Raw genomic sequence first — 18,461 nt, 5'->3', positions numbered from 1 at the left:
AGCAGCGCGTTCTCGACGATATGGTGTCCGATGCGGACCACCGCGCGCAGGATGATCGCGAGCACCGCGACCTGCACGCCGAGAAGCGCGCCCGCCAAAGTCAGGTTTCCGGCGACCCAGGTGACGTAGGCCCATCCCGCGACCAGCATCAGCACCAGCCCCGGCAGCATGAAACCCAGCCCGGCCAGCAATCCGCCGATCCGCCCGCGCGCGATCATGCCGAGATGGACGCACAGTTCATGCGCCTCCGGCCCCGGCAGCACCTGCAGGACCGCGAGCAGGCGATTGAAGCGGCCCTTGTCGATCCAGCGCTCGTCCTCGACCAGCGCCTGACGCAGCATGGCGATCTGCGCCACCGGCCCGCCGAAGGCCAGCGCGCCGAACCGCAGGAACTTGAGGAACAGCGCAGGCAGCGAAAGGGGGGGCGGCGCGATAGTGATGGAGGCGGTGTCGGTCGTCATGCAAGTGCTCCGCAGGCCGCAGGTACGGCTGATGGAGCGGACTTGGACGTTGCCGTCTGAACGGGCGTCCGCGCGTGCCCGTTGGTGGGATTTCAGCGCAATGGCGGGGGGAAGTCAAGGCGTGAGGGCCCGCCCGTTGCGCTTTGCCCACCCCGCTGCGACTAACTTCGCCTTCGGCTCAGCAAGTCTCGCTGCCCCTCCCGCAAGCGGGCGGGGAAAACCTAGCCGGACGGGGTGGGCCGCTATCCCCTCACTCCACCGGTGCGAATTCCCCGCTGGTCTCGTCCAGCAGATGCAGCACTCCGTCGGAAATCGCGAAGAACGCGCCGCGCAGCGTCAGTTCACCCTTGCCGACCTTGCTCTGCACGCAGGGGAAAGTCATCAGGTTGTCGAGGCTGACCTTGACCGCCGCCTGCTCCATCGCGCGCTCGGCGGTGCGCCCTGTGGTGCCATGCTCGTGCGCGACCGGCACGCGGGCCTCGTCCAGCATCGAGATCCAGTCGGCCACGAAACCACCGTGTCCGATCTCCGCGTCCTTGAGGTCCTGCGTCAACGCCGCCTTGCAGCCGCCGCACAGGCCGTGGCCCATCACGACCACTTCCTTGACCTTGAGCACCTGCACCGCGAATTCCAGCGCGGCCGAGACGCCGTGGTGGCCGGGCGTCGTCTCGAACGGCGGCACCAGCGCGGCGACGTTGCGCACCACGAAGATCGTGCCGGGATCGACGTCGAAGATCTGGCTGGGGTCGACGCGGCTGTCGGAGCAGGCGATGACCATGACTTCGGGCGACTGGCCCTGGCCCAGTTCGTCCCAGCGCGCGCGGTTGGCGCTCCAGCCGGTGCCGCGGAAACGGCGATAACCCTCGATCAGATGGTTCAGCACGCGGTCGTTGGATTCGGGGCTCTGATTAGTCATGGGGGTGGGCTCCGTTGCTGTTTTTCGAACTGATGGTTCGCCATACGCCGGATATTCGGGCTGGCAAGGTTGCGTGCATATGACTATCTGGACGGCATGAACGATCTCTCCTCCGTACCGGTTCCGGAAGAAGCCCCCGCCCGTCAGCGCAAGCCCGACTGGATTCGCGTCAAGGCGCCGACCAGCAAGGGCTACGGCGAGACGCGCCAGCTGATGCGCGACCTCAAGCTCAACACCGTGTGCGAGGAAGCGGCCTGCCCGAACATCGGCGAGTGCTGGACGAAGAAGCACGCGACGGTGATGATTCTCGGCGACACCTGCACCCGCGCCTGCGCGTTCTGCAACGTCAAGACCGGCATGCCCGGCCGCGTCGATGCGGCGGAGCCGGACAACGTCGCCGAGATGGTGCTGAAGACCGGCCTCGAGCACATCGTCGTCACCTCTGTAGACCGTGACGATCTTCCGGACGGCGGTGCAAGCCAGTTCGTCAAGGTGATCCAGGCGGTCCGCGCGGCCTCGCCCGCGACCACGATCGAAATCCTGACGCCCGACTTCCGCAACAAGATGCAGCGCGCGGTCGAGTCGATCGTCCAGGCGCGCCCGGACGTCTACAACCACAACCTCGAGACGGTGCCCCGCCTCTACCCGACCATCCGCCCCGGCGCGCGCTACTACGCCTCGCTGCGGCTGCTGGAAGAGGTGAAGCGCCACGATCCGTCGATCTTCACCAAGTCGGGCGTGATGCTCGGGCTGGGTGAGGAGCGTCTGGAAATCCATCAGGTGATGGACGACATGCGCTGCGCCGACATCGACTTCCTGACTATGGGTCAGTACCTGCGCCCGACGCCCAAGCATGCCGAGGTGAAGGAATTCGTCACCCCGCAGGCGTTCAACGCCTACGGTGCGATCGCGCGGGCCAAGGGCTTCCTGCAGGTGGCGTCCTCGCCGCTGACGCGTTCGAGCTATCATGCCGGCGATGACTTCGCCCAGATGAAGGCCGCGCGCGACGCCAAGCTGGCCAAGATGCAGCCCGTGACGGCGACCTCCGGGGCCTGAACTCATGCCCGGCATTCATGAGACCAAGCGCCTGCCTTACAGCGCGGAGCAGATGTACGACCTCGTCGCCGACGTCGGCCGCTATCAGGAATTCCTGCCCTGGGTCGTCGCGACGCGGGTGAAGTCCGACGACGGCCGCGAGATGATCGCGGACATGCTGGTCGGCTTCAAGGCTCTGCGCGAAAAGTTCACCTCGCGCGTCGAGAAGGAGCGCCCGCGCGTCATCAAGGTCCACTACGTCGATGGCCCCATGCGCGATCTCGACAACGTCTGGACCTTCCATCCGGTCGACGAGACTTCGTGCGACCTTGAGTTCGACGTGAAGTTCACCTTCCGCAACCCGCTGTTCGAGAAACTGGCGGGGCAGTATTTCGACAAAGCGTTCCGCAAGATGGTCGCCGCCTTCGAAACCCGTGCGGCGGAACTCTACGGTGTCGCGCAGGCGGGGTGAACCGTCGGCATCCCGGACTTGTTTCGGGACCGCTGGCCGTGAACGACCCGGCTCTCGCTGAAGCGCCCTGACGCGAGTTTCAGCCTGAAGACCGCCGGTGCCGGATCAAGTCCGGGACGACGGGTGACTTACGGCAGCAGCAGTTCCAACGCCACGATCGCTGCCTGGTGGCGGATTTCCGCCCGGGTCGTGCCGTCCAACAGTTTCTGTTCGGCGTTGACCTCTTCCTCGCCGCGCCGGGCGCAGGCGAAGACCACGGTGCCGACCGGCTTCATCTCGCTGCCGCCATCCGGCCCGGCGATGCCGCTGATCGCGACCGCGACGTCCGCCCGGCTCTTGCCGATCGCGCCCTGAGCCATGGCCCAGGCCGTCGCGGGAGAGACCGCGCCGAACGAATCGATGATGTCGGAGTGGACCCCCAGCATCTCCATCTTGGCCTCGTTCGAATAGGTAACGAAACCGCGATCAAGCACCGCCGAGGAGCCCGGGATCTCGGTCAGCGCCGCGCAGACGAGGCCGCCGGTGCAGCTTTCGGCCACCGAAACCATGCGGCCGAGTGCCTTGTTCTCCTCGATCACCCTTTGGGCGAGCGCATAGAGGTCTTCCGGGAAGAAGGGATTCGCGGCCATCGTCAGTCCTTGCAAAGCGTCACTTTGCCGAGCTTGGGATCGGCGCTGCCGGCCACATCCATGCTCAGCGCGATCAGTCCGGCGGTGTTCTCGGGCGGGAGGGGCGAGAGCAGGTCGATCGCGAGGTCGAGCTGCTTGCAGGACTTGGGCGCGATCCGCTGCGAGACGAAGCCCTCCACGAAAACGTCGGCCATCTGGCGCAGCGTGTCGTCGGGAAGGCCGGTCATCATGTTCGCGGACCCGCCGCCGCCCTGCGTATTGAGGGCCTTCAACAACGCGGGCTTGGCCTTGGGCCAGTAGCGGTCCTTCTGCGCGGCGTAGCGGGCGGCGAGGCCCGGTCCCTTGGTGCGCAGGAACGCATCGGCCGGCAGAGAGGGGGCGCAGCGCTTCGCGGTGCCGTTGATCGCCTGCGGCAGGGAATAGGCGATCAGCGAGGTCGCCTCGGCCTTGCTGATGCACATCGGCTCGGCCGCCATCGCAGCGCAGGGCGTCATGGCAAGCGCCAGGGCAAGGGTTCGCGGGCCAAGGATTGAAGACAGTCCACGCATGCAGGAAGTTCCTTTGCGCCCCAACAGTTATACCAGACCCAGACTGACCACCGCCTGCGCCGCGATCCCCTCGCGCCGCCCGGTGAAGCCGAGCTTCTCGGTCGTCGTTGCCTTCACGCTGATCGCGGCGATGTCAACGCCGAGTATGTCCGCAAGCCGTTCGCGCATGGCCTCGCGATGCGGTCCGATCTTGGGCGCTTCGCAGATGATGGTGACGTCGGCGTTGGCGAGGGCGTAGCCCTCATCGGCCACCAGTTTGCCCGCGTGGGCGAGGAAGCGGTCCGAAGCGGCGCCTTTCCACTGAGGGTCGCTGGGCGGAAAGTGCTGGCCGATGTCCCCTGCGCCGATCGCGCCGAGCATCGCATCAACGAGCGCGTGGATCGCCACATCGGCGTCGCTGTGGCCAGAGAGCCCATGCGTGTGCGCGATCCGCACGCCGCAGAGCCACAGTTCCTCGCCTTCCTCAAGGCGATGGACGTCGTAACCACTGCCGACGCGCACCAGCGGCTTCGAAGCTCCGAAATCGGCGGCGTAGGTGAGTTTGTGCAAGGTTTCGTCCCCTTCGACGAGTGCCACGTCCATGCCCCATGCCTGCGCGACTTGCGCATCATCTCCGGCATTGGTGGGGCCGTCCCAGTCCCGGTGTGCGGCGAGCACTTCGGCGAAGTGGAAGGCCTGGGGCGTCTGGACCCGACGCAAGTCCTCGCGCCGGGCAGGGGCGCCCATGAGATCGCCCGCCGCATGAGTCAGGCTGTCGGCCACGGGCAGGACCGGTATCGCGCCTTTGTATGCGTCGAGAGCGATCAGCAGGCGTTCGATCACTTCGGCGGGCAGCAGCGGGCGGGCCGCGTCGTGGATCAGGACGCGGTCGGGCTCGGCGCCTGCAAGAACTTCCAGCCCGAGACGCACCGATTCCTGCCGCGTCGCGCCGCCCGTGGTGAACTGCACGCCCGCAATTCCCGCCAGTGCTTCACGGGCGACGGCTTGCGCGCCATCGGGAATGACCACTAGAATCGGCGCGCATCCCGCTGCCGCCAGCGCCTCGACCGAGTGTCGCACGACCGGCTTGCCGCGCCAGCGCGCGAACTGTTTCGGCACCGGCTGACCGGCGCGCAGGCCCTTGCCTGCGGCCACGACGAGCGCGGCAGTACGAATGCCAGTGCGATCACGGGGCGAATTCTGCGGCTCTGAGACGATTTGCGACATTGCCGATGCCGGTAATCGCTTGCCGCATTGAGGGCAATCCACTATGCGCTGCCTGTTTTTTAGGCAGCACTGCACGCATCATGACTCAATTGCCCAATCCTCCGGCACTCAAGCCAATCCAGGTCGGTCCGGTGACGATCGACTGCCCGGTCGTGCTCGCGCCGATGACGGGGGTTTCGGACCTGCCGTTCCGCCGGATGGTGCGCGCCTTCGGGTCGGGCCTCAACGTCACCGAGATGATCGCCAGCCCCGCTGCGATCCGTGAGACGCGCGTGTCGCTGCAGAAGGCGATGTGGGACAAGGTCGAGGACCCGGTCTCGATGCAGCTGGTCGGATGCGACCCCGAACAGATGGGCGAGGCCGCCAAGCTGGTCGAGGACCGCGGCGCCGCCATCATCGACATCAACATGGGCTGCCCGGTGCGCAAGGTCGTCAACGGTGACGCGGGCTCGGCGCTGATGCGGCAGGTGCCGCTGGCGACCAAGCTGATCGAGGCGACCGTCAAGGCGGTGAAGGTTCCGGTCACCGTCAAGATGCGTATGGGCTGGTGCCATGACAGCCTCAACGCCCCCGAACTCGCGCGGATCGCCGAGGATCTGGGCGCGAAGATGATCACCGTCCACGGCCGCACCCGCAACCAGATGTACAAGGGCGAGGCCGACTGGGCCTTCGTCCGCAAGGTCAAGGACGCGGTGTCGATCCCGGTCATCGTCAACGGCGACATCTGCACCGTGCACGATGCCGCGCAGGCGCTGGAACAGTCTGGCGCGGACGGTCTGATGATCGGGCGCGGTTCTTACGGACGTCCCTGGTTTCTCTCGCAAGTCATGCAATGGTGGCGCGGCGAGGCGGTCTCGGCCGATCCCGACATCGCCGGGCAGTACGACATCATCCGTCGCCATTACGAGGACATGCTCGACCACTACGGCGCGGACACCGGCGTCCGGATGGCTCGCAAGCACCTTGGCTGGTACATCAAGGGCGTGCGCGGCTCGGCCGAGTTCAGGAACAAACTGAACTTCATCGCCGATCCTGCTGAAGTCCTTCGTGAAATCGATGAGTTCTATGCTCCCTACCGCGGCACCGACGACAGTCAGCTCCGCGCCGCATGAGCCTGGACACCCGGACCGATCTGCCTGACGCGCAGCGGCTGCTGGCGAGCCTGCCGCATGCCGTGCTGCTGCTGGAGAACGGACGGACGATCGCCTGGCTCAACCCGGCGGCGGAGCAGTTCTTCGGGCAGTCGGCCCGGCGCCTCGTCGGGACGCGGCTGCGCGACATCATGTCGATCTCCGACCGCCGCCTGCTGGATCGGCTATCGGATTCCGAGGCGCCGGTCTCCGCGCGCGAAATCGTGGTGCAGATCAAGGGCAAGGGCGCGCGGCGGATCGACATCAACGTCGGCCCGGTCGCGGACAGTCCCGGCTGGCAGGTCGTGTCGCTCCACGACAATTCCGCGTCCGAGGCGCTTGGCGACGACTCCGGCGGCCCTGACAACGCGGTCCTGCGCGGTCCCGAGATCATGGCGCATGAGATCAAGAACCCGCTCGCCGGCATTCGCGGCGCGGCGCAGCTTCTCGCGCGCAAGGTCGACGAACGGGACAAGGCGCTAACGGACCTCATTACCGGCGAGGTCGACCGCGTCGCGGGGCTTATCGAGCGGATGCAGAAGCTGAGCGGCCGCACGACGCCGCCGGTGGAGCCCTGCAATCTCCACGAGGCAGCCCGCCGCGCCATCGACGTGCTGAACGCGGCCAAGGCGGAGAAGCCGGCGTTCCGGCTCGTCGAGGAGTTCGATCCCTCGCTGCCATCGGTGCTCGGCAGTCCCGACGGGCTGGTGCAGGTGATGATGAACCTGCTCTCCAACGCCGCCGATGCCTGCAAGCACGTCGCCGAGCCGCGCGTGATCATCCGGACCCGCTTCGCCAGCGGCCTGCAGCTTCACACCGGCGATGACGGTGCCCCGCTGCGCCTGCCGATCGAGGTTCGCGTCAGCGACAACGGCCCCGGCATCGATCCGGCCATGCGCGATCATATCTTCGAACCGTTCGTCACCACCAAGAAGTCGGGGCAGGGCCTCGGCCTGCCGCTGGTCCGCAAGCTGGTGCGCGACATGAACGGTCGCATCACCCACGACCGCGACGACGAGAATGGGCTGACCCACTTCCGCATTCACCTGCCGCTCGCCCGCGAGACGCGCAATCGCCCCCGGAGAAAGACGGCATGACGCAGAACGTGCTGCTGGTCGAGGACGACATGTCCATCGCCATCGTCATCACCGCCGCGCTCGAAGCGGAAGGGTTCGGCGTTTCGCACTGCGTCACCATCGCCGAGCGTGACCGGATGCTGGCGGATCGCGGGTTCGCGGCGCTCGTCACCGACGTGATGCTTCCGGACGGTGACGGGATCGAGACGATCGAGCGGGTCCGCGCGCTGCATCCGCACATGCCGATCGTCATTCTCTCGGCCCAGAACACGCTCGATACCGCCGTGCGCGCCACCGATACCGGCGCCTTCGAGTATTTCCCCAAGCCGTTCGACATCGACGAACTGGCGCGCACCGTGCGCCAGGCAGCCGGCACGGCGCAGGGTCTTGCCGCGGACGGCGAGGAGCCGGTCGCGGACGGTCTGCCTCTGGTCGGCCGCAGCGCCGCGATGCAATCGGTGTTCCGCATGATCACCCGTGTCCTGCGTAACGACCTGACGGTGCTGATCCTGGGCGAATCCGGCACCGGCAAGGAACTTGTGGCCGAGGCGATCCATCAGCTCGGCAATCGCCGCGAAGGCCCGTTCATCGCCGTCAACACCGCCGCGATCCCCGCCGAACTGATCGAGAGCGAACTGTTCGGGCATGAGAAGGGCGCTTTCACCGGCGCCGTCGCGCGTCACGTCGGCAAGTTCGAGCAGGCAGCGGGCGGCACGTTGTTCCTCGACGAAATCGGCGACATGCCGATGCAGGCGCAGACCCGCCTGCTGCGCGCGCTTCAGTCGGGCACCGTACGGCGGGTCGGCGGGCGCGAGGAAATCCGCCTCGACACCCGCATCGTCGCCGCGACCAACAAGGACCTCGAGCCCGAAATCGCCGCCGGGCGCTTCCGTGAGGACTTGTATTACCGGCTCAACGTGGTGCCGATCCACATGCCGCCGCTGCGCGACCGGCGCGACGACATCGACGTCTTGGCGCGCCATTTCCTGCAGCACGCCGCCAACGAGGGGCTACCGCGTCGCCAGTTGACGAAGGAAGCCGCCGACCTGCTCAGCCGCCAGCCCTGGCGCGGCAACGTGCGCGAACTCAAGAACTTCATCTATCGCCTTGCCCTGCTGGCGCGCGAGGACGTGATCGACGCCGAGGCGGTCCTGCCGCTGCTGACACAGGAGGCGCCCCCGCCCGCCGAGGATGGCGGCGCGCCGAGGGCGGTCGATATCGCGACTGCGGTGTCGGAATGGCTCGCGGTCAATCGTCCGCCAAGCGGCTCGATCTACAACAGCGCGATGGCCGCTTTCGAGCGGCCGCTGTTCGCCGAGGTCCTGCGCGAGACTGCAGGCAATCAGTTGCGTGCGGCGCAAGCGCTGGGGATTAATCGCAACACCTTGCGCAAGCGCCTGGGCGAATTGGCGCTCGATCCCGAGGAATTCGCTCGTCGTCCCTAGAAGGGCCTTCGTGGATTTACTCTTGCAGCGGGGTCACAGTCCTGTTGTAACAGCGCAACGATGAGTGAAGTTTCCGTCCAGAAGCGTGCCTGGCCCCGATGGTGGCGGCGAATGCAGGTCGCTGCGCGCCGGGCGAACTTCTTCGCGGTCATGGAAGTGCTGTCGGTGGTCGCCTTCCTGACGATGACGGTCACCACTTGGCTCGCCATCAACAGTGGCGGAGACCGCCGCGAACTGCTTCCCTCGAACCTGACCGCCAGCCTGCTGGTGGGCACGCTGGTGCCCGCGATGGCGATCCTCGTCCTGCTCGGCAGGCGGATGGCCCTGCGTCGTGCAGCCGAGCACGCGACCGGCGGCACCGGCCAGATGCACGTGCGCCTGGTGTTCATCTTCTCGCTGATCGCCGCGATCCCGACTTTGCTGGTCGTGGTCTTCGCGTCCTGGCTGTTCCAGTCGGGCGTGGAATTCTGGTTCTCCGACAGTTCGCGCGGACTGCTGGAGAATGCCAACAAGCTGGCGCGCGGCTACTACGACCAGACGCTTCGCGACGTCGGCTACGAATCCGTGGCGATGGCCACCGACTCGCGCGCGGAACTGAGCCGCAGCCCCGTCGCGAGCCGGGAGTTCCAGGCGTTCCTCTCGTTCCACGTCATTCGCCGCAACTTGAGCGGCGCGGCGATCATCCAGATCGACGCAAGCGGGGAACAGCGCACGCCGATCATCGTCGATCCGGACGGCGTTGCCGAAAACAATCGCATCAGCAAGGATGGCCTCGAACGGCTCGACAAGGGCGAGCCCTACGTCGTCAGCGCGAAGGACAACCGCATCGTCGCGGCCGCGCCCATCGAGCGGTCGTCGGGTGTCTATCTTCTTGTCGTGCGCAGTTCGGACCTGCTTTCGCTCAGCCAGGGCGAGCGGGCCGAGAACATCGTGCTGGCCTACGAGGCGCTCACCAGCCAGGCGCGCGTGCTGCAGCTGCGTTTCAACGTGGCCCTTTTCGTGGCCTCGCTCGCTCTCGTTGGCCTGTCGGTATGGTTCGCGCTGCGTTTCGCCGACCGGCAAGTGGAGCCGCTCTACCAACTCGTGGATGCCGCGCGCCGAGTGGGTGCGGGCAACTACGCGCTGCGGATCGAGGGACGGACCGGCGCAGACGAAATCGGCCTGCTGAACCGTGCGTTCAACCGCATGACCGCGCAGATCGACAAGCAGACTCAGGCGTTGCTCGGCGCCAACAGCCAGCTCCACGAGCGCAGCGTCTTCATCGAGGCGGTGCTGGAATCGGTCACCTCGGGCATCATCTCGCTCGATGAGGGCGGACGTATCCTGCTGATGAACTCGACCGCGCAGATGCTCCTGACCAACAGGGCGCAGGATGTGCCGGAAGGCATGCCCATTGCGGAACTGGCACCCTCGATCGCGGCGTTGGTGGAGCAGGGGACGACCAGCGGCATCGTCCAGTACAATCGCGGCGGCGACCTCCTGACACTGGCGGTCAAAACCAGCCGCGACGCCACCGGCCACGTCATCACCTTCGAGGATATCACCCGCCAGCTCCTCGACCAGCGCACGGCGGCATGGTCGGACGTGGCGCGGCGCATCGCGCACGAGATCAAGAATCCGCTCACTCCGATCCAGCTGGCAACCGAGCGCCTCAGCCGCCGCTATCGCAAGCAGATCACCGATAACCCGGAACTGTTCGAGGACCTGACCCGCACGATCATCCGGCAGGTCGGGGAACTGCGCAAGATGGTGGACGAGTTCTCCTCCTTCGCCCGCCTGCCCAAGCCGGTGTTCCGCACCGAGGACCCGGTAGCGCTGACGCGGCAGGCGCTGTTCCTGCAGGAGGTGGCGAGGCCCGACATCGACTTCCGCTTCTCGGCCGGGCGCGACATCCGCGTCATCGACTGCGATCGCCATCAGTTCGGACAGGCGATGACTAACGTTCTCAAGAATGCCGTAGAAGCCATTGAAGTAAAGTCTAAAGATGCGGGCGAAGACTATCGCGGTGCGATCAGCGTCGAGGTGGCCGATCAGGACGATTCGGTCGTCGTGCGCGTTACCGACAACGGCATCGGGCTCTCGCAGGACAAGGAGCGCCTGATCGAGCCTTACGTGACGACGCGTGAGAAGGGCACGGGCCTCGGGCTCGCGATCGTCAATAAGATCATCGAAGAGCACGGCGGCGAAATGACCTTCACCGCCGCGCAGGGGGGGGGCACCACGGTGACCATGCGTTTCGCGCATGACCCGCCGGCCCAGGAAGCAACCAGTTCGGCACCCGCACGCAAGCCGGAGGCCGCGCAATGACCCGTTTTTCCAGCACGAAGAAGATGGCCCATGGCACTTGATATCCTGATCGTCGACGACGAACGCGACATCCGCGAACTGGTCGCCGGCGTGCTGAGCGACGAAGGCTACGAATGCCGCACCGCGGGCGACAGCGATGCTGCTCTTGCGGCGGTCGATGCCCGCCGTCCGTCGCTGGTGCTGCTCGACGTATGGCTGCACGGCAGCCCGATGGACGGGCTGGAAATCCTCGACGCGATCAAGGCGCGCGAGCCGGAACTGCCGGTCATCATCTTCTCCGGCCACGGCAACATCGACACCGCCGTCGCCGCCATCAGCCGCGGCGCCGTGGACTTCATCGAGAAGCCATTCGAGGCGGAAAAGCTGCTGCATCTCGTCGCCCGCGCGACCGAGACGGAGCGCCTGCGCCGCGAGAATGCGCAGCTGCGCCAGGGCGTGTCCATGGGCGAGGAGTTCACCGGCTCCAGCGGAATCATCAACCAGGTCCGCGCGACGCTCAAGCGCGTCGCCAACACCGGCAGCCGCCTACTCATCACCGGGCCTGCCGGGTCGGGCAAGGAAGTGGCCGCACGGCTGCTCCACGCCTGGAGCCCGCGCGCCGGCAATGCCTTCGTCAGCGTCAATTCCGCCCGGATCACGCCTGAACGCTTCGAGCAGGAGCTGTTCGGCGAGGAGGCCGACGGTACCCTGATCCGTTCCGGCCTGCTTGAAAGCGCCGACGGCGGCACCCTCTACTTCGATGAAGTGGCGGACATGCCGCTCTCGACCCAGGCGCGAATCCTGCGCGTGCTTACGGATCAGGCTTTCGTGCGTGTCGGCGGCACCCGCCAGATCCGCGTAGATGTCCGCGTGGTTTCCTCCACCTCGCGCGACTTGGAAAAGGAAATCGCCGAGCGCCGCTTCCGCGAGGACCTGTTTTACCGACTCAATGTCGTGCCGATCGCGATCCCGGCACTGCGCGAGCGCCGCGACGACATTCCGGCGCTGATCGACCACTTCTTCGCCCGCTATGCCAACGAGCAGGGTGTCACCCCGCCGCAGGTGAGCGGCGAGGCGATGACCGCGCTCCAGGCCTACGAATGGCCCGGTAACGTCCGTCAGCTGCGCAATGTCGTGGAGCGCACCGTCATCATGGCCCCGCGCGAGAAACTCGCGAAGATCGAGGCGGACATGCTCCCGCCGGAAATCTTCAACAGCCGGGGAGGGGCCGATACCGGCGTCACCGTGATGATGAGCGCCCCGCTGCGCGAGGCCCGCGAGAGTTTCGAGCGTGAGTACCTGCGCGTCCAGATCCGGCGGTTTTCCGGCAATATCTCGAAGACCGCCGCTTTCATCGGGATGGAACGCTCGGCACTGCATCGCAAGCTCAAGTTGCTCGGCATGTCGGAGCGGCGCGAGGACGAAACCGACCTCGACGAAACGATCTGAATTTCGGTGTAACATTTCTGCTACAAAAACCCCGTTTACTGCATTGCAGCAAATGGGTAGTTTCCGATTCGAGAACGGCCCGCGCTAACAGCGGGACCAGATCGCGGACCGCATGGGCGGCCGCCAAAAAAAAGGAGCATACACATGGCTGGTCGTACCCTTTCCGCGCGCCCTAAAGCGACGACGGAGCCCGAGGTTGAAGAAGCCGCACCGGCCGCCGCAGTTGCCGCTGCCGCGCCTGTTGCCCCCCCGGCATCCACGGGCAAGGGTGGACAGAACCTGCAGGACCAGTTCCTGAACCTGCTGCGCAAGAACAAGACCCCGGTTACCATGTTCCTCGTCAAGGGCGTGAAGCTGCAGGGCATCGTTACCTGGTTCGACAATTTCTCGATCCTGTTGCGCCGTGACGGTCAGTCGCAGCTCGTCTACAAGCACGCGATCTCGACGATCATGCCTTCGACCCCGGTGGACGCCCGCCAGTTCGGCAATGGTCCGGAGAACGCGAAGAAGCAGCGCGTACTGCAGGACGTCTTCCTTTCCAGCATCCGCAATGCCGGCGTGCAGGTGACGATGTTCCTGATCAACGGCGTTATGCTTCAGGGCCGCGTCGCCGCTTACGACCTGTTCTGCATGCTGCTCGAGCGCGAAGGCTATGTGCAGTTAGCGTACAAGCATGCGGTTTCGACGATTCAGCCCGTGACTCCGGTCGACCTTCAGGCGCATGAAGAAGCCGACGACTGAGAGAAGCTGAACAAAATTGAACGATGAACTGAAGGGGGAGGTCACGCGCGGTGCGCGTGCCCTCGTCGTATATCCGCAAATGCGTGGGCCAAGGGGTGAGAGGAACGATCTCGACCCCGAAGCTCGTCTTGAGGAGGCGAGGGGGCTTGCGCTCGCGATCGGCCTCGAAGTGGTCGAGGCGATGGCGATCGTCATTCGCGAAGCGCGCCCGGGCACGCTGTTCGGCGAAGGCCAGATCCAGAATATTTCCACGGCCTGCACACTGAACGAGGCCGAACTCATCATCGTCGACGGTTCGCTGTCGGCGATCCAGCAGCGCAACCTGGAAGAGAAGCTCAAGCGCAAGGTCATCGATCGCACCGGGCTCATCCTCGAAATCTTCGGCGAGCGGGCAGCGACGGCGGAAGGCCGCCTGCAGGTGGAACTGGCGCACCTCGATTACCAGGCGGGGCGCCTTGTCCGCAGTTGGACTCACCTCGAGCGCCAGCGCGGCGGCTTCGGCTTCCTCGGCGGCCCCGGCGAGACGCAGATCGAGGCCGACCGCCGCATGATCCGCGACCGCATGGCCAAGATCCGCCGCGAACTCGAGCAGGTACGCCGCACCCGCGGCCTCCATCGCGACCGCCGCGAGAAGGCGCCGTGGCCGGTGGTCGCGCTCGTCGGCTATACCAACGCCGGCAAATCGACGCTGTTCAATCGGCTCACCGGTGCCAGCGTCATGGCGGAAAACCTGCTGTTCGCGACGCTCGACCCGACGATGCGGGCAATCCGCATGCCGGGTCTCGAAAAGGCGATTCTGTCGGACACGGTGGGTTTCATCTCGGACTTGCCCACCGAACTGATTGCCGCCTTCCGTGCGACGCTTGAGGAAGTGACCGCCGCCGACGTGATTCTTCACGTTCGCGACATCGCCAACCCGGACACCGAGGCGCAGAAGCGTCAGGTCCTCGATGTCCTGGCTGATCTCGGCGTGATCCAGCCCCCGCTCGACGATCGCAAGGCGCGCCAGGCTCCCGCGCTCGACTGGTCGGACGACGAGCCGGATGACGAGCCCGAGCCGCAGGTGCCGATCATCGAGGTCTGGAACAAGTGGGATCTGCTGGACCCGGACCAGGCGCATGAACTCCGCGAGGTGGCCATGCACCGGGAAGGGGAGGTCATCGTTCCCGTCTCGGCGCTGACCGGAGAGGGCTGCGACGCGCTGCTCGACATCGCCAGTCGCAACCTGACGCGGGATTCCAGGATCTACAGCTTCGTGCTGCCGGTCGCTGACGGCCAGCGCTTCGCATTTCTCCACGCGCGCGGCGAAGTCGTGTCCGAAGAGGATGCCGGAGAAGGCGAGCAGGGGCCGCAGATGAGGCTGGAGGTGCGCCTTTCAGAGCGAGAGTTCGGGCGCTTCAAGGCGCTCTGAGCGCTGCCATGGTGGTATTGTGCGGCCGTCGTGTGCAGCTTATTCGCTGCGTTTGACGGCCTGCCAGTACGCTTCCTGTTCCTCCAGAGAAAGCGTTGCGAAGTCGCGATTGTCCTCGGCTGACAGCGCTTCCATGGCGCGGAACCGGCGCTCGAACTTTACGTTCGCTGCCCGCAGCGCGTCTTCAGGCGCTATGCCGTTCAGCCTTACCAGATTGACTGCCGCGAAAAGCAGGTCGCCTGCTTCTTCCAGTCGCTCGGCAGCGGATGCTTCGGCCAGTTCCTGCATTTCCTCGCGGACCTTGTCAGCCGCTCCGCTCGGATCGGGCCAGTCGAAACCGACGCGAGCCGCGCGCTTCTGCAGTTTCTCCGCCCGCATCAATGCCGGGAGCGACAGCGCCACTCCGTCGATGGCACTGGTCGCGCCCTTGGCGGCACGTTCCTTGGCCTTCAGTTTTTCCCAGCGATCGGTTTGGGCATCTCCGGTCGCGTCATCGCCGAAGATATGAGGATGCCGCGCCTCGAGCTTGTCGGAAATGGCGGCAGCGACATCGCCGAACGCGAAATGCCCAAGTTCTTCCGCCATACGGGCATGGAAGACCACCTGCAGCAACAGGTCGCCGAGTTCCTCGCGCAAGGACGGCAAATCGTCATGCGCGATGGCTTCGGCGACTTCGTAGGCTTCCTCGATCGTGTAAGGAGCGATCGTTGCGAAAGTCTGCTCCTTGTCCCATTCACAACCGTCCTGCGGATCGCGCAGGCGGGCCATGATGGTCAGGAGGCGGTCGATCTGTTGGTGTCGGATCTGGGTCATGCTGTTCCTGCTATTTAGAGAAGACACTTGTGGTGCAAGATAGAAATGTCACCGCTTTATGCAGCAGGGGCAGCGCGTAGCCCCTCGGTCTTGCGCAGCGCTGACCCTGCTGGACACTAGGCTTTTGGGTTGAGCACCCTGGACCCGCTGCGTCAGCAGTGGGCCCCCTCAGACGCCGCGTACAATCGCTGTGCGATCTCGTCGGGGGTGAGCCGGCGAAGCGGAGGCCGCCCTCGCTTGCGCTTTAACACAGGTTCCTCCACCGGCTCCGGAACGCAGAACAGGTGCGCGGCCTGGTCTCGGCGCCGTGGCTCATTGTTGTTGCGCTTGCGCGGCGGCAGTTGCTCCTGCATCAGCTTTGCCATCAGCAGCGCGGCATCAAGGTGCTTGTTCTCGACAATCGCCGCCTGGTTCACCTGCCGGATCTTGTCGAACATCCGATAGGGAAGGGCAGTGCCCTCGTGTCGGATCTCCAGAGTCCCGTCCGGAAACTCGCAAACCTCGACCCGCTTGCCCGCGAGCGGCCGGCTCACCGGGGTCGGCTCGAGAATGAACATCGCCTTGTTGTAATGCAGCGTCAGCGCCCGGGTCACCGAGCGCCATTCGCGCCAGACCATCTCGGCGTGCAGATCTTCATGCGACGCGAGCGGGCGATGCAGATCGCGCGCATCGAAGGGCGCCTTGGCAAAACGCTGGTTATGCCGCGCCATGTAGCCAGGCAGAAAGGCGTTGGCTTCGGCGATCGTCGCAATACCTTCAAGCCGCATCGCCTTGACCAGGCGGTCCTGCAGCGTGGCGTTCGCCCGCTCGACGCGGCCCTTGGCCTGCGGCGAGTTCGCGCAGATGATCTCGATGTTGAGCGCCTCCAGCGCGCGCCCGAAATGCGTCATCCCATCGCCCCTGGCTGAGGCCGTGTTGTTGCGAAACACACAGTGCTTGTCCGAATAGAACGCCACCGGCTTGCCGTGCGTCTCGATGTACGCCCGCGTCGCCTCCATGTAGGCGAACGTGCTCTCGCTCTCGACCATCCTGAGATGCATGAGCTCGCTGGTCGCATCGTCGATGTAGACGAGCAGGGTGCATTGCGGCCCACGATCCTCGAACCAATGATGCTTCGAGCCGTCGACCTGGATCAGTTCACCTCGGCAATCCCGGCGATAGCGAGGCTGATAGGGCCGCGGCCGCCGCGCTTCGCGGTCCTGCCAGAGGCCGGCCTCAATCATCCACTTACGCAACGTCTCGCGCGAGATGATTACGTCATGTCGTTCCGCGAGGTACTCGCTCGCCAGCGTTGGCCCAAAATCGGCATAGTTCTCGCGAACGAATGCCATCACGCGTTCACGGAAGTCACCTTTGTGACGGCGGTTGCTAGGCTTACCGCGCTTACGGGAAACCAATCCTTCGGCACCGTCAGCACGCAACCGCATCAGCAATCGACTGATCTGACGGCGCGATACACCCAAAAGCATCGCCGCATCGTCGACCCGCAACTCACGGCGCGTCACTCGCAGCAGCGTATCATAGCGCGAAAGCTCGCTATGGCTCATCGCCAACACCGTCATAAGCGCAAACCCTCCGGAACGGAGGATGAGCATGCCATCGCATCCCACGAGCGCCCATTGCGATGGGACATCTCTATCTTGCGGGGTGGGACATTTCTAAATTGCGCTTACACATGCCTGAGTTGATAATGATGATTATGTAAAATAAAGAATGGAGAGCGTGAAGTCTTCCATCAGCCGATCCTGAAGCCGGACCACTGGATCACTACCACGAGCGCGATGATGATCGCGGCCCAGATAGCCGCAAGACGCAGTGCTTGTCCGCCGCCGAGTCCCCGGATTTGAGGATTGCGCAGCGCCAGGACCAGGCAACCGACGATGGAGATCATCGAGACGATCATGGCTGTCGTGTTCACGGCGTAAGCACCAGTCCATCATAAGCGACCTGCACGTTCGCAGGCACCGAAGCGCTCAGTGTGGCATAGTCCATGCTCTTGTCGAGATGCGTCAGCACGGCCGTTCCCACCCGGCAGACTTCAGCCAGTTCCAGCGACATCGCCAGATGGGCATGCGTGGGGTGCGGTTCACGGCGCAGGCAATCGACGATCAGCAGGTCGCAGCCATAGAACAGATCGATCATGCCACGCGTAATCTGGTTGAAGTCCGTGGCATAACCGACTGATTTTCCATCGGCATCGAACAGGAATCCGGTCGAATCCATCCCGCCATGAGGCATCTGGGTATGGCCTATGCGAAAGCCTTCGCACAGCCGCAGGGTATCGAGATTCTCCAGAGAAATCAGCGTTGGGTAGCCGTGCTGGCCGGCAAAGACGTAGCCGAACCGCTGCCGCAACCGCCGCACGGTTTCGGAATCTGCATAGCCCGGGATCGGTCCGGCGCGGCCGTAGCGCAGCGGGCGCAGGTCATCGATACCATGGCAATGGTCGGCGTGGTCGTGCGTCCAGAACACCGCATCGATGCGATGGATGTCGTTGGCAAGCAGTTGCGCGCGCAGGTCGGTCGAAGTGTCGACGAGGATACGGGCACCGGCGTCGCTTTCGAGCAGGATCGACACCCGTGTGCGACGGTTGCGCGGCTCATCCGGATCGCACAGTCCCCAGTCGGCGCCGCCGTTCTCGCCGCCGAGCCGGGGCACTCCGGTCGATGTGCCGCTGCCGAGGACCGTGACCTTCACGCGTACTGCGCCTTGGAGAACAGCGCGAAGAAGTTACGTGTCGTGGCCTCGCCGAGTTGCGCCACGGTCGTTCCCCGCAGGTTCGCGACGAAAGCCGCCGTATCGGCGGGGGGGGGGGGGGGGGGGGGGGGGGGGGGGGGGGCGCG

Annotated in this window: 18 protein-coding genes; 9 read left to right on the top strand and 9 right to left on the bottom strand. The window is 65.2% G+C overall.

Features of this window, described 5'->3' with window-relative positions; genetic code table 11:
* On the bottom strand, window positions 1–461 hold a 461-nt coding region (locus LH128_RS05325), incomplete at its 3' end, for a chromate transporter (protein WP_008828558.1).
* A 250-nt stretch (window positions 462–711) separates the two neighbouring features.
* Complete coding sequence (locus tag LH128_RS05320) at window positions 712–1,377, bottom strand: carbonic anhydrase (protein ID WP_008828557.1); 666 nt, start codon at window positions 1,375–1,377, stop codon at window positions 712–714.
* 96 nt (window positions 1,378–1,473) lie between these two features.
* On the opposite strand from LH128_RS05320, the gene lipA reads away from it, so the two are divergent.
* Entirely contained in the window at window positions 1,474–2,433 is a 960-nt protein-coding gene (gene lipA / locus LH128_RS05315) for a lipoyl synthase (RefSeq protein WP_036524940.1), read from the top strand.
* Window positions 2,434–2,437: 4 nt separating this feature from the next.
* The gene (locus tag LH128_RS05310; RefSeq protein ID WP_008828555.1) at window positions 2,438–2,884 is read left to right on the top strand and encodes a type II toxin-antitoxin system RatA family toxin; all 447 of its coding nucleotides are present in this window, start codon (window positions 2,438–2,440) and stop codon (window positions 2,882–2,884) included.
* Window positions 2,885–3,012: 128 nt separating this feature from the next.
* Here LH128_RS05310 and LH128_RS05305 read toward each other — a convergent pair whose 3' ends face one another.
* From LH128_RS05305 to LH128_RS05295, 3 genes are read right to left on the bottom strand one after another with little or no spacing between them, the layout of a single operon-like run.
* Window positions 3,013–3,513: a CinA family protein gene (locus LH128_RS05305; RefSeq protein WP_008828554.1), complete on the bottom strand. Its 501-nt coding sequence runs from the start codon at window positions 3,511–3,513 to the stop codon at window positions 3,013–3,015.
* 2 nt (window positions 3,514–3,515) lie between these two features.
* Window positions 3,516–4,061 (bottom strand): hypothetical protein, encoded by a 546-nt coding sequence (locus tag LH128_RS05300; RefSeq protein ID WP_008828553.1) that lies wholly within the window; start codon window positions 4,059–4,061, stop codon window positions 3,516–3,518.
* Between the two features lie 27 nt (window positions 4,062–4,088).
* Complete coding sequence (locus LH128_RS05295) at window positions 4,089–5,267, bottom strand: bifunctional 2-C-methyl-D-erythritol 4-phosphate cytidylyltransferase/2-C-methyl-D-erythritol 2,4-cyclodiphosphate synthase (protein WP_008828552.1); 1,179 nt, start codon at window positions 5,265–5,267, stop codon at window positions 4,089–4,091.
* A gap of 80 nt (window positions 5,268–5,347) precedes the next feature.
* On the opposite strand from LH128_RS05295, the gene dusB reads away from it, so the two are divergent.
* The 7 genes from dusB (at window position 5,348) to hflX (ending at window position 14,805) form a co-directional block, all read left to right on the top strand.
* Window positions 5,348–6,379 carry a tRNA dihydrouridine synthase DusB gene (gene dusB / locus LH128_RS05290; protein WP_008828551.1) on the top strand — a complete coding sequence of 344 codons (1,032 nt, stop codon included), beginning with the start codon at window positions 5,348–5,350 and terminating at the stop codon, window positions 6,377–6,379.
* The gene (locus tag LH128_RS05285) at window positions 6,376–7,494 is read left to right on the top strand and encodes a two-component system sensor histidine kinase NtrB (RefSeq protein WP_008828550.1); all 1,119 of its coding nucleotides are present in this window, start codon (window positions 6,376–6,378) and stop codon (window positions 7,492–7,494) included. Before dusB ends, LH128_RS05285 begins: the two co-directional genes overlap by 4 nt.
* A complete protein-coding gene (locus tag LH128_RS05280; RefSeq protein WP_008828549.1) occupies window positions 7,491–8,918 on the top strand; it encodes a sigma-54-dependent transcriptional regulator in 1,428 nt (475 codons plus the stop codon). Before LH128_RS05285 ends, LH128_RS05280 begins: the two co-directional genes overlap by 4 nt.
* 111 nt (window positions 8,919–9,029) lie before the next feature.
* Window positions 9,030–11,225, top strand: a complete 2,196-nt coding sequence (locus tag LH128_RS05275; protein WP_008828548.1) for a HAMP domain-containing histidine kinase — start codon at window positions 9,030–9,032, stop codon at window positions 11,223–11,225.
* 30 nt (window positions 11,226–11,255) lie between these two features.
* Window positions 11,256–12,653 (top strand): nitrogen assimilation response regulator NtrX, encoded by a 1,398-nt coding sequence (ntrX, locus tag LH128_RS05270; RefSeq protein ID WP_008828547.1) that lies wholly within the window; start codon window positions 11,256–11,258, stop codon window positions 12,651–12,653.
* A gap of 144 nt (window positions 12,654–12,797) precedes the next feature.
* Window positions 12,798–13,394 carry an RNA chaperone Hfq gene (gene hfq / locus LH128_RS05265; RefSeq protein WP_008828546.1) on the top strand — a complete coding sequence of 199 codons (597 nt, stop codon included), beginning with the start codon at window positions 12,798–12,800 and terminating at the stop codon, window positions 13,392–13,394.
* Between the two features lie 16 nt (window positions 13,395–13,410).
* A complete protein-coding gene (gene hflX / locus LH128_RS05260) occupies window positions 13,411–14,805 on the top strand; it encodes a GTPase HflX (RefSeq protein ID WP_008828545.1) in 1,395 nt (464 codons plus the stop codon).
* A 39-nt stretch (window positions 14,806–14,844) separates the two neighbouring features.
* On the opposite strand, the gene mazG is transcribed toward hflX, so the two are convergent.
* The 4 genes from mazG to LH128_RS05240 all read right to left on the bottom strand — a co-directional run bounded on the left by mazG (window position 14,845) and on the right by LH128_RS05240 (window position 18,315).
* On the bottom strand, window positions 14,845–15,618 hold the full coding sequence (gene mazG, locus LH128_RS05255; protein ID WP_008828544.1) for a nucleoside triphosphate pyrophosphohydrolase: 774 nt from the start codon (window positions 15,616–15,618) through the stop codon (window positions 14,845–14,847).
* Between the two features lie 152 nt (window positions 15,619–15,770).
* Complete coding sequence (locus tag LH128_RS05250) at window positions 15,771–17,180, bottom strand: ISNCY family transposase (RefSeq protein ID WP_036525299.1); 1,410 nt, start codon at window positions 17,178–17,180, stop codon at window positions 15,771–15,773.
* A gap of 173 nt (window positions 17,181–17,353) precedes the next feature.
* Window positions 17,354–17,536, bottom strand: coding sequence for a hypothetical protein (locus tag LH128_RS05245; protein ID WP_037517899.1), 183 nt, complete (start codon window positions 17,534–17,536; stop codon window positions 17,354–17,356).
* A complete protein-coding gene (locus LH128_RS05240; RefSeq protein WP_008828542.1) occupies window positions 17,533–18,315 on the bottom strand; it encodes an MBL fold metallo-hydrolase in 783 nt (260 codons plus the stop codon). Before LH128_RS05240 ends, LH128_RS05245 begins: the two co-directional genes overlap by 4 nt.
* Window positions 18,316–18,461: the final 146 nt, after the last annotated feature.

This window comes from Sphingomonas sp. LH128 (assembly GCF_000293195.2).
Lineage (GTDB): Bacteria > Pseudomonadota > Alphaproteobacteria > Sphingomonadales > Sphingomonadaceae > Novosphingobium > Novosphingobium resinovorum_A.
This window is presented reverse-complemented; position numbering and strand designations above follow the sequence as displayed.

Coding starts and splice junctions, on each gene's coding strand:
- mazG (WP_008828544.1), bottom strand. CDS start 15,618: ATGACCCAGATCCGACACCAACAGATCGACCGCCTCCTGACCATCATG.
- LH128_RS05280 (WP_008828549.1), top strand. CDS start 7,491: ATGACGCAGAACGTGCTGCTGGTCGAGGACGACATGTCCATCGCCATC.
- LH128_RS05285 (WP_008828550.1), top strand. CDS start 6,376: ATGAGCCTGGACACCCGGACCGATCTGCCTGACGCGCAGCGGCTGCTG.
- LH128_RS05320 (WP_008828557.1), bottom strand. CDS start 1,377: ATGACTAATCAGAGCCCCGAATCCAACGACCGCGTGCTGAACCATCTG.
- LH128_RS05275 (WP_008828548.1), top strand. CDS start 9,030: ATGCAGGTCGCTGCGCGCCGGGCGAACTTCTTCGCGGTCATGGAAGTG.
- LH128_RS05295 (WP_008828552.1), bottom strand. CDS start 5,267: ATGTCGCAAATCGTCTCAGAGCCGCAGAATTCGCCCCGTGATCGCACT.
- hfq (WP_008828546.1), top strand. CDS start 12,798: ATGGCTGGTCGTACCCTTTCCGCGCGCCCTAAAGCGACGACGGAGCCC.
- dusB (WP_008828551.1), top strand. CDS start 5,348: ATGACTCAATTGCCCAATCCTCCGGCACTCAAGCCAATCCAGGTCGGT.
- LH128_RS05305 (WP_008828554.1), bottom strand. CDS start 3,513: ATGGCCGCGAATCCCTTCTTCCCGGAAGACCTCTATGCGCTCGCCCAA.
- LH128_RS05310 (WP_008828555.1), top strand. CDS start 2,438: ATGCCCGGCATTCATGAGACCAAGCGCCTGCCTTACAGCGCGGAGCAG.
- ntrX (WP_008828547.1), top strand. CDS start 11,256: ATGGCACTTGATATCCTGATCGTCGACGACGAACGCGACATCCGCGAA.
- LH128_RS05250 (WP_036525299.1), bottom strand. CDS start 17,180: ATGACGGTGTTGGCGATGAGCCATAGCGAGCTTTCGCGCTATGATACG.
- LH128_RS05300 (WP_008828553.1), bottom strand. CDS start 4,061: ATGCGTGGACTGTCTTCAATCCTTGGCCCGCGAACCCTTGCCCTGGCG.
- lipA (WP_036524940.1), top strand. CDS start 1,474: ATGAACGATCTCTCCTCCGTACCGGTTCCGGAAGAAGCCCCCGCCCGT.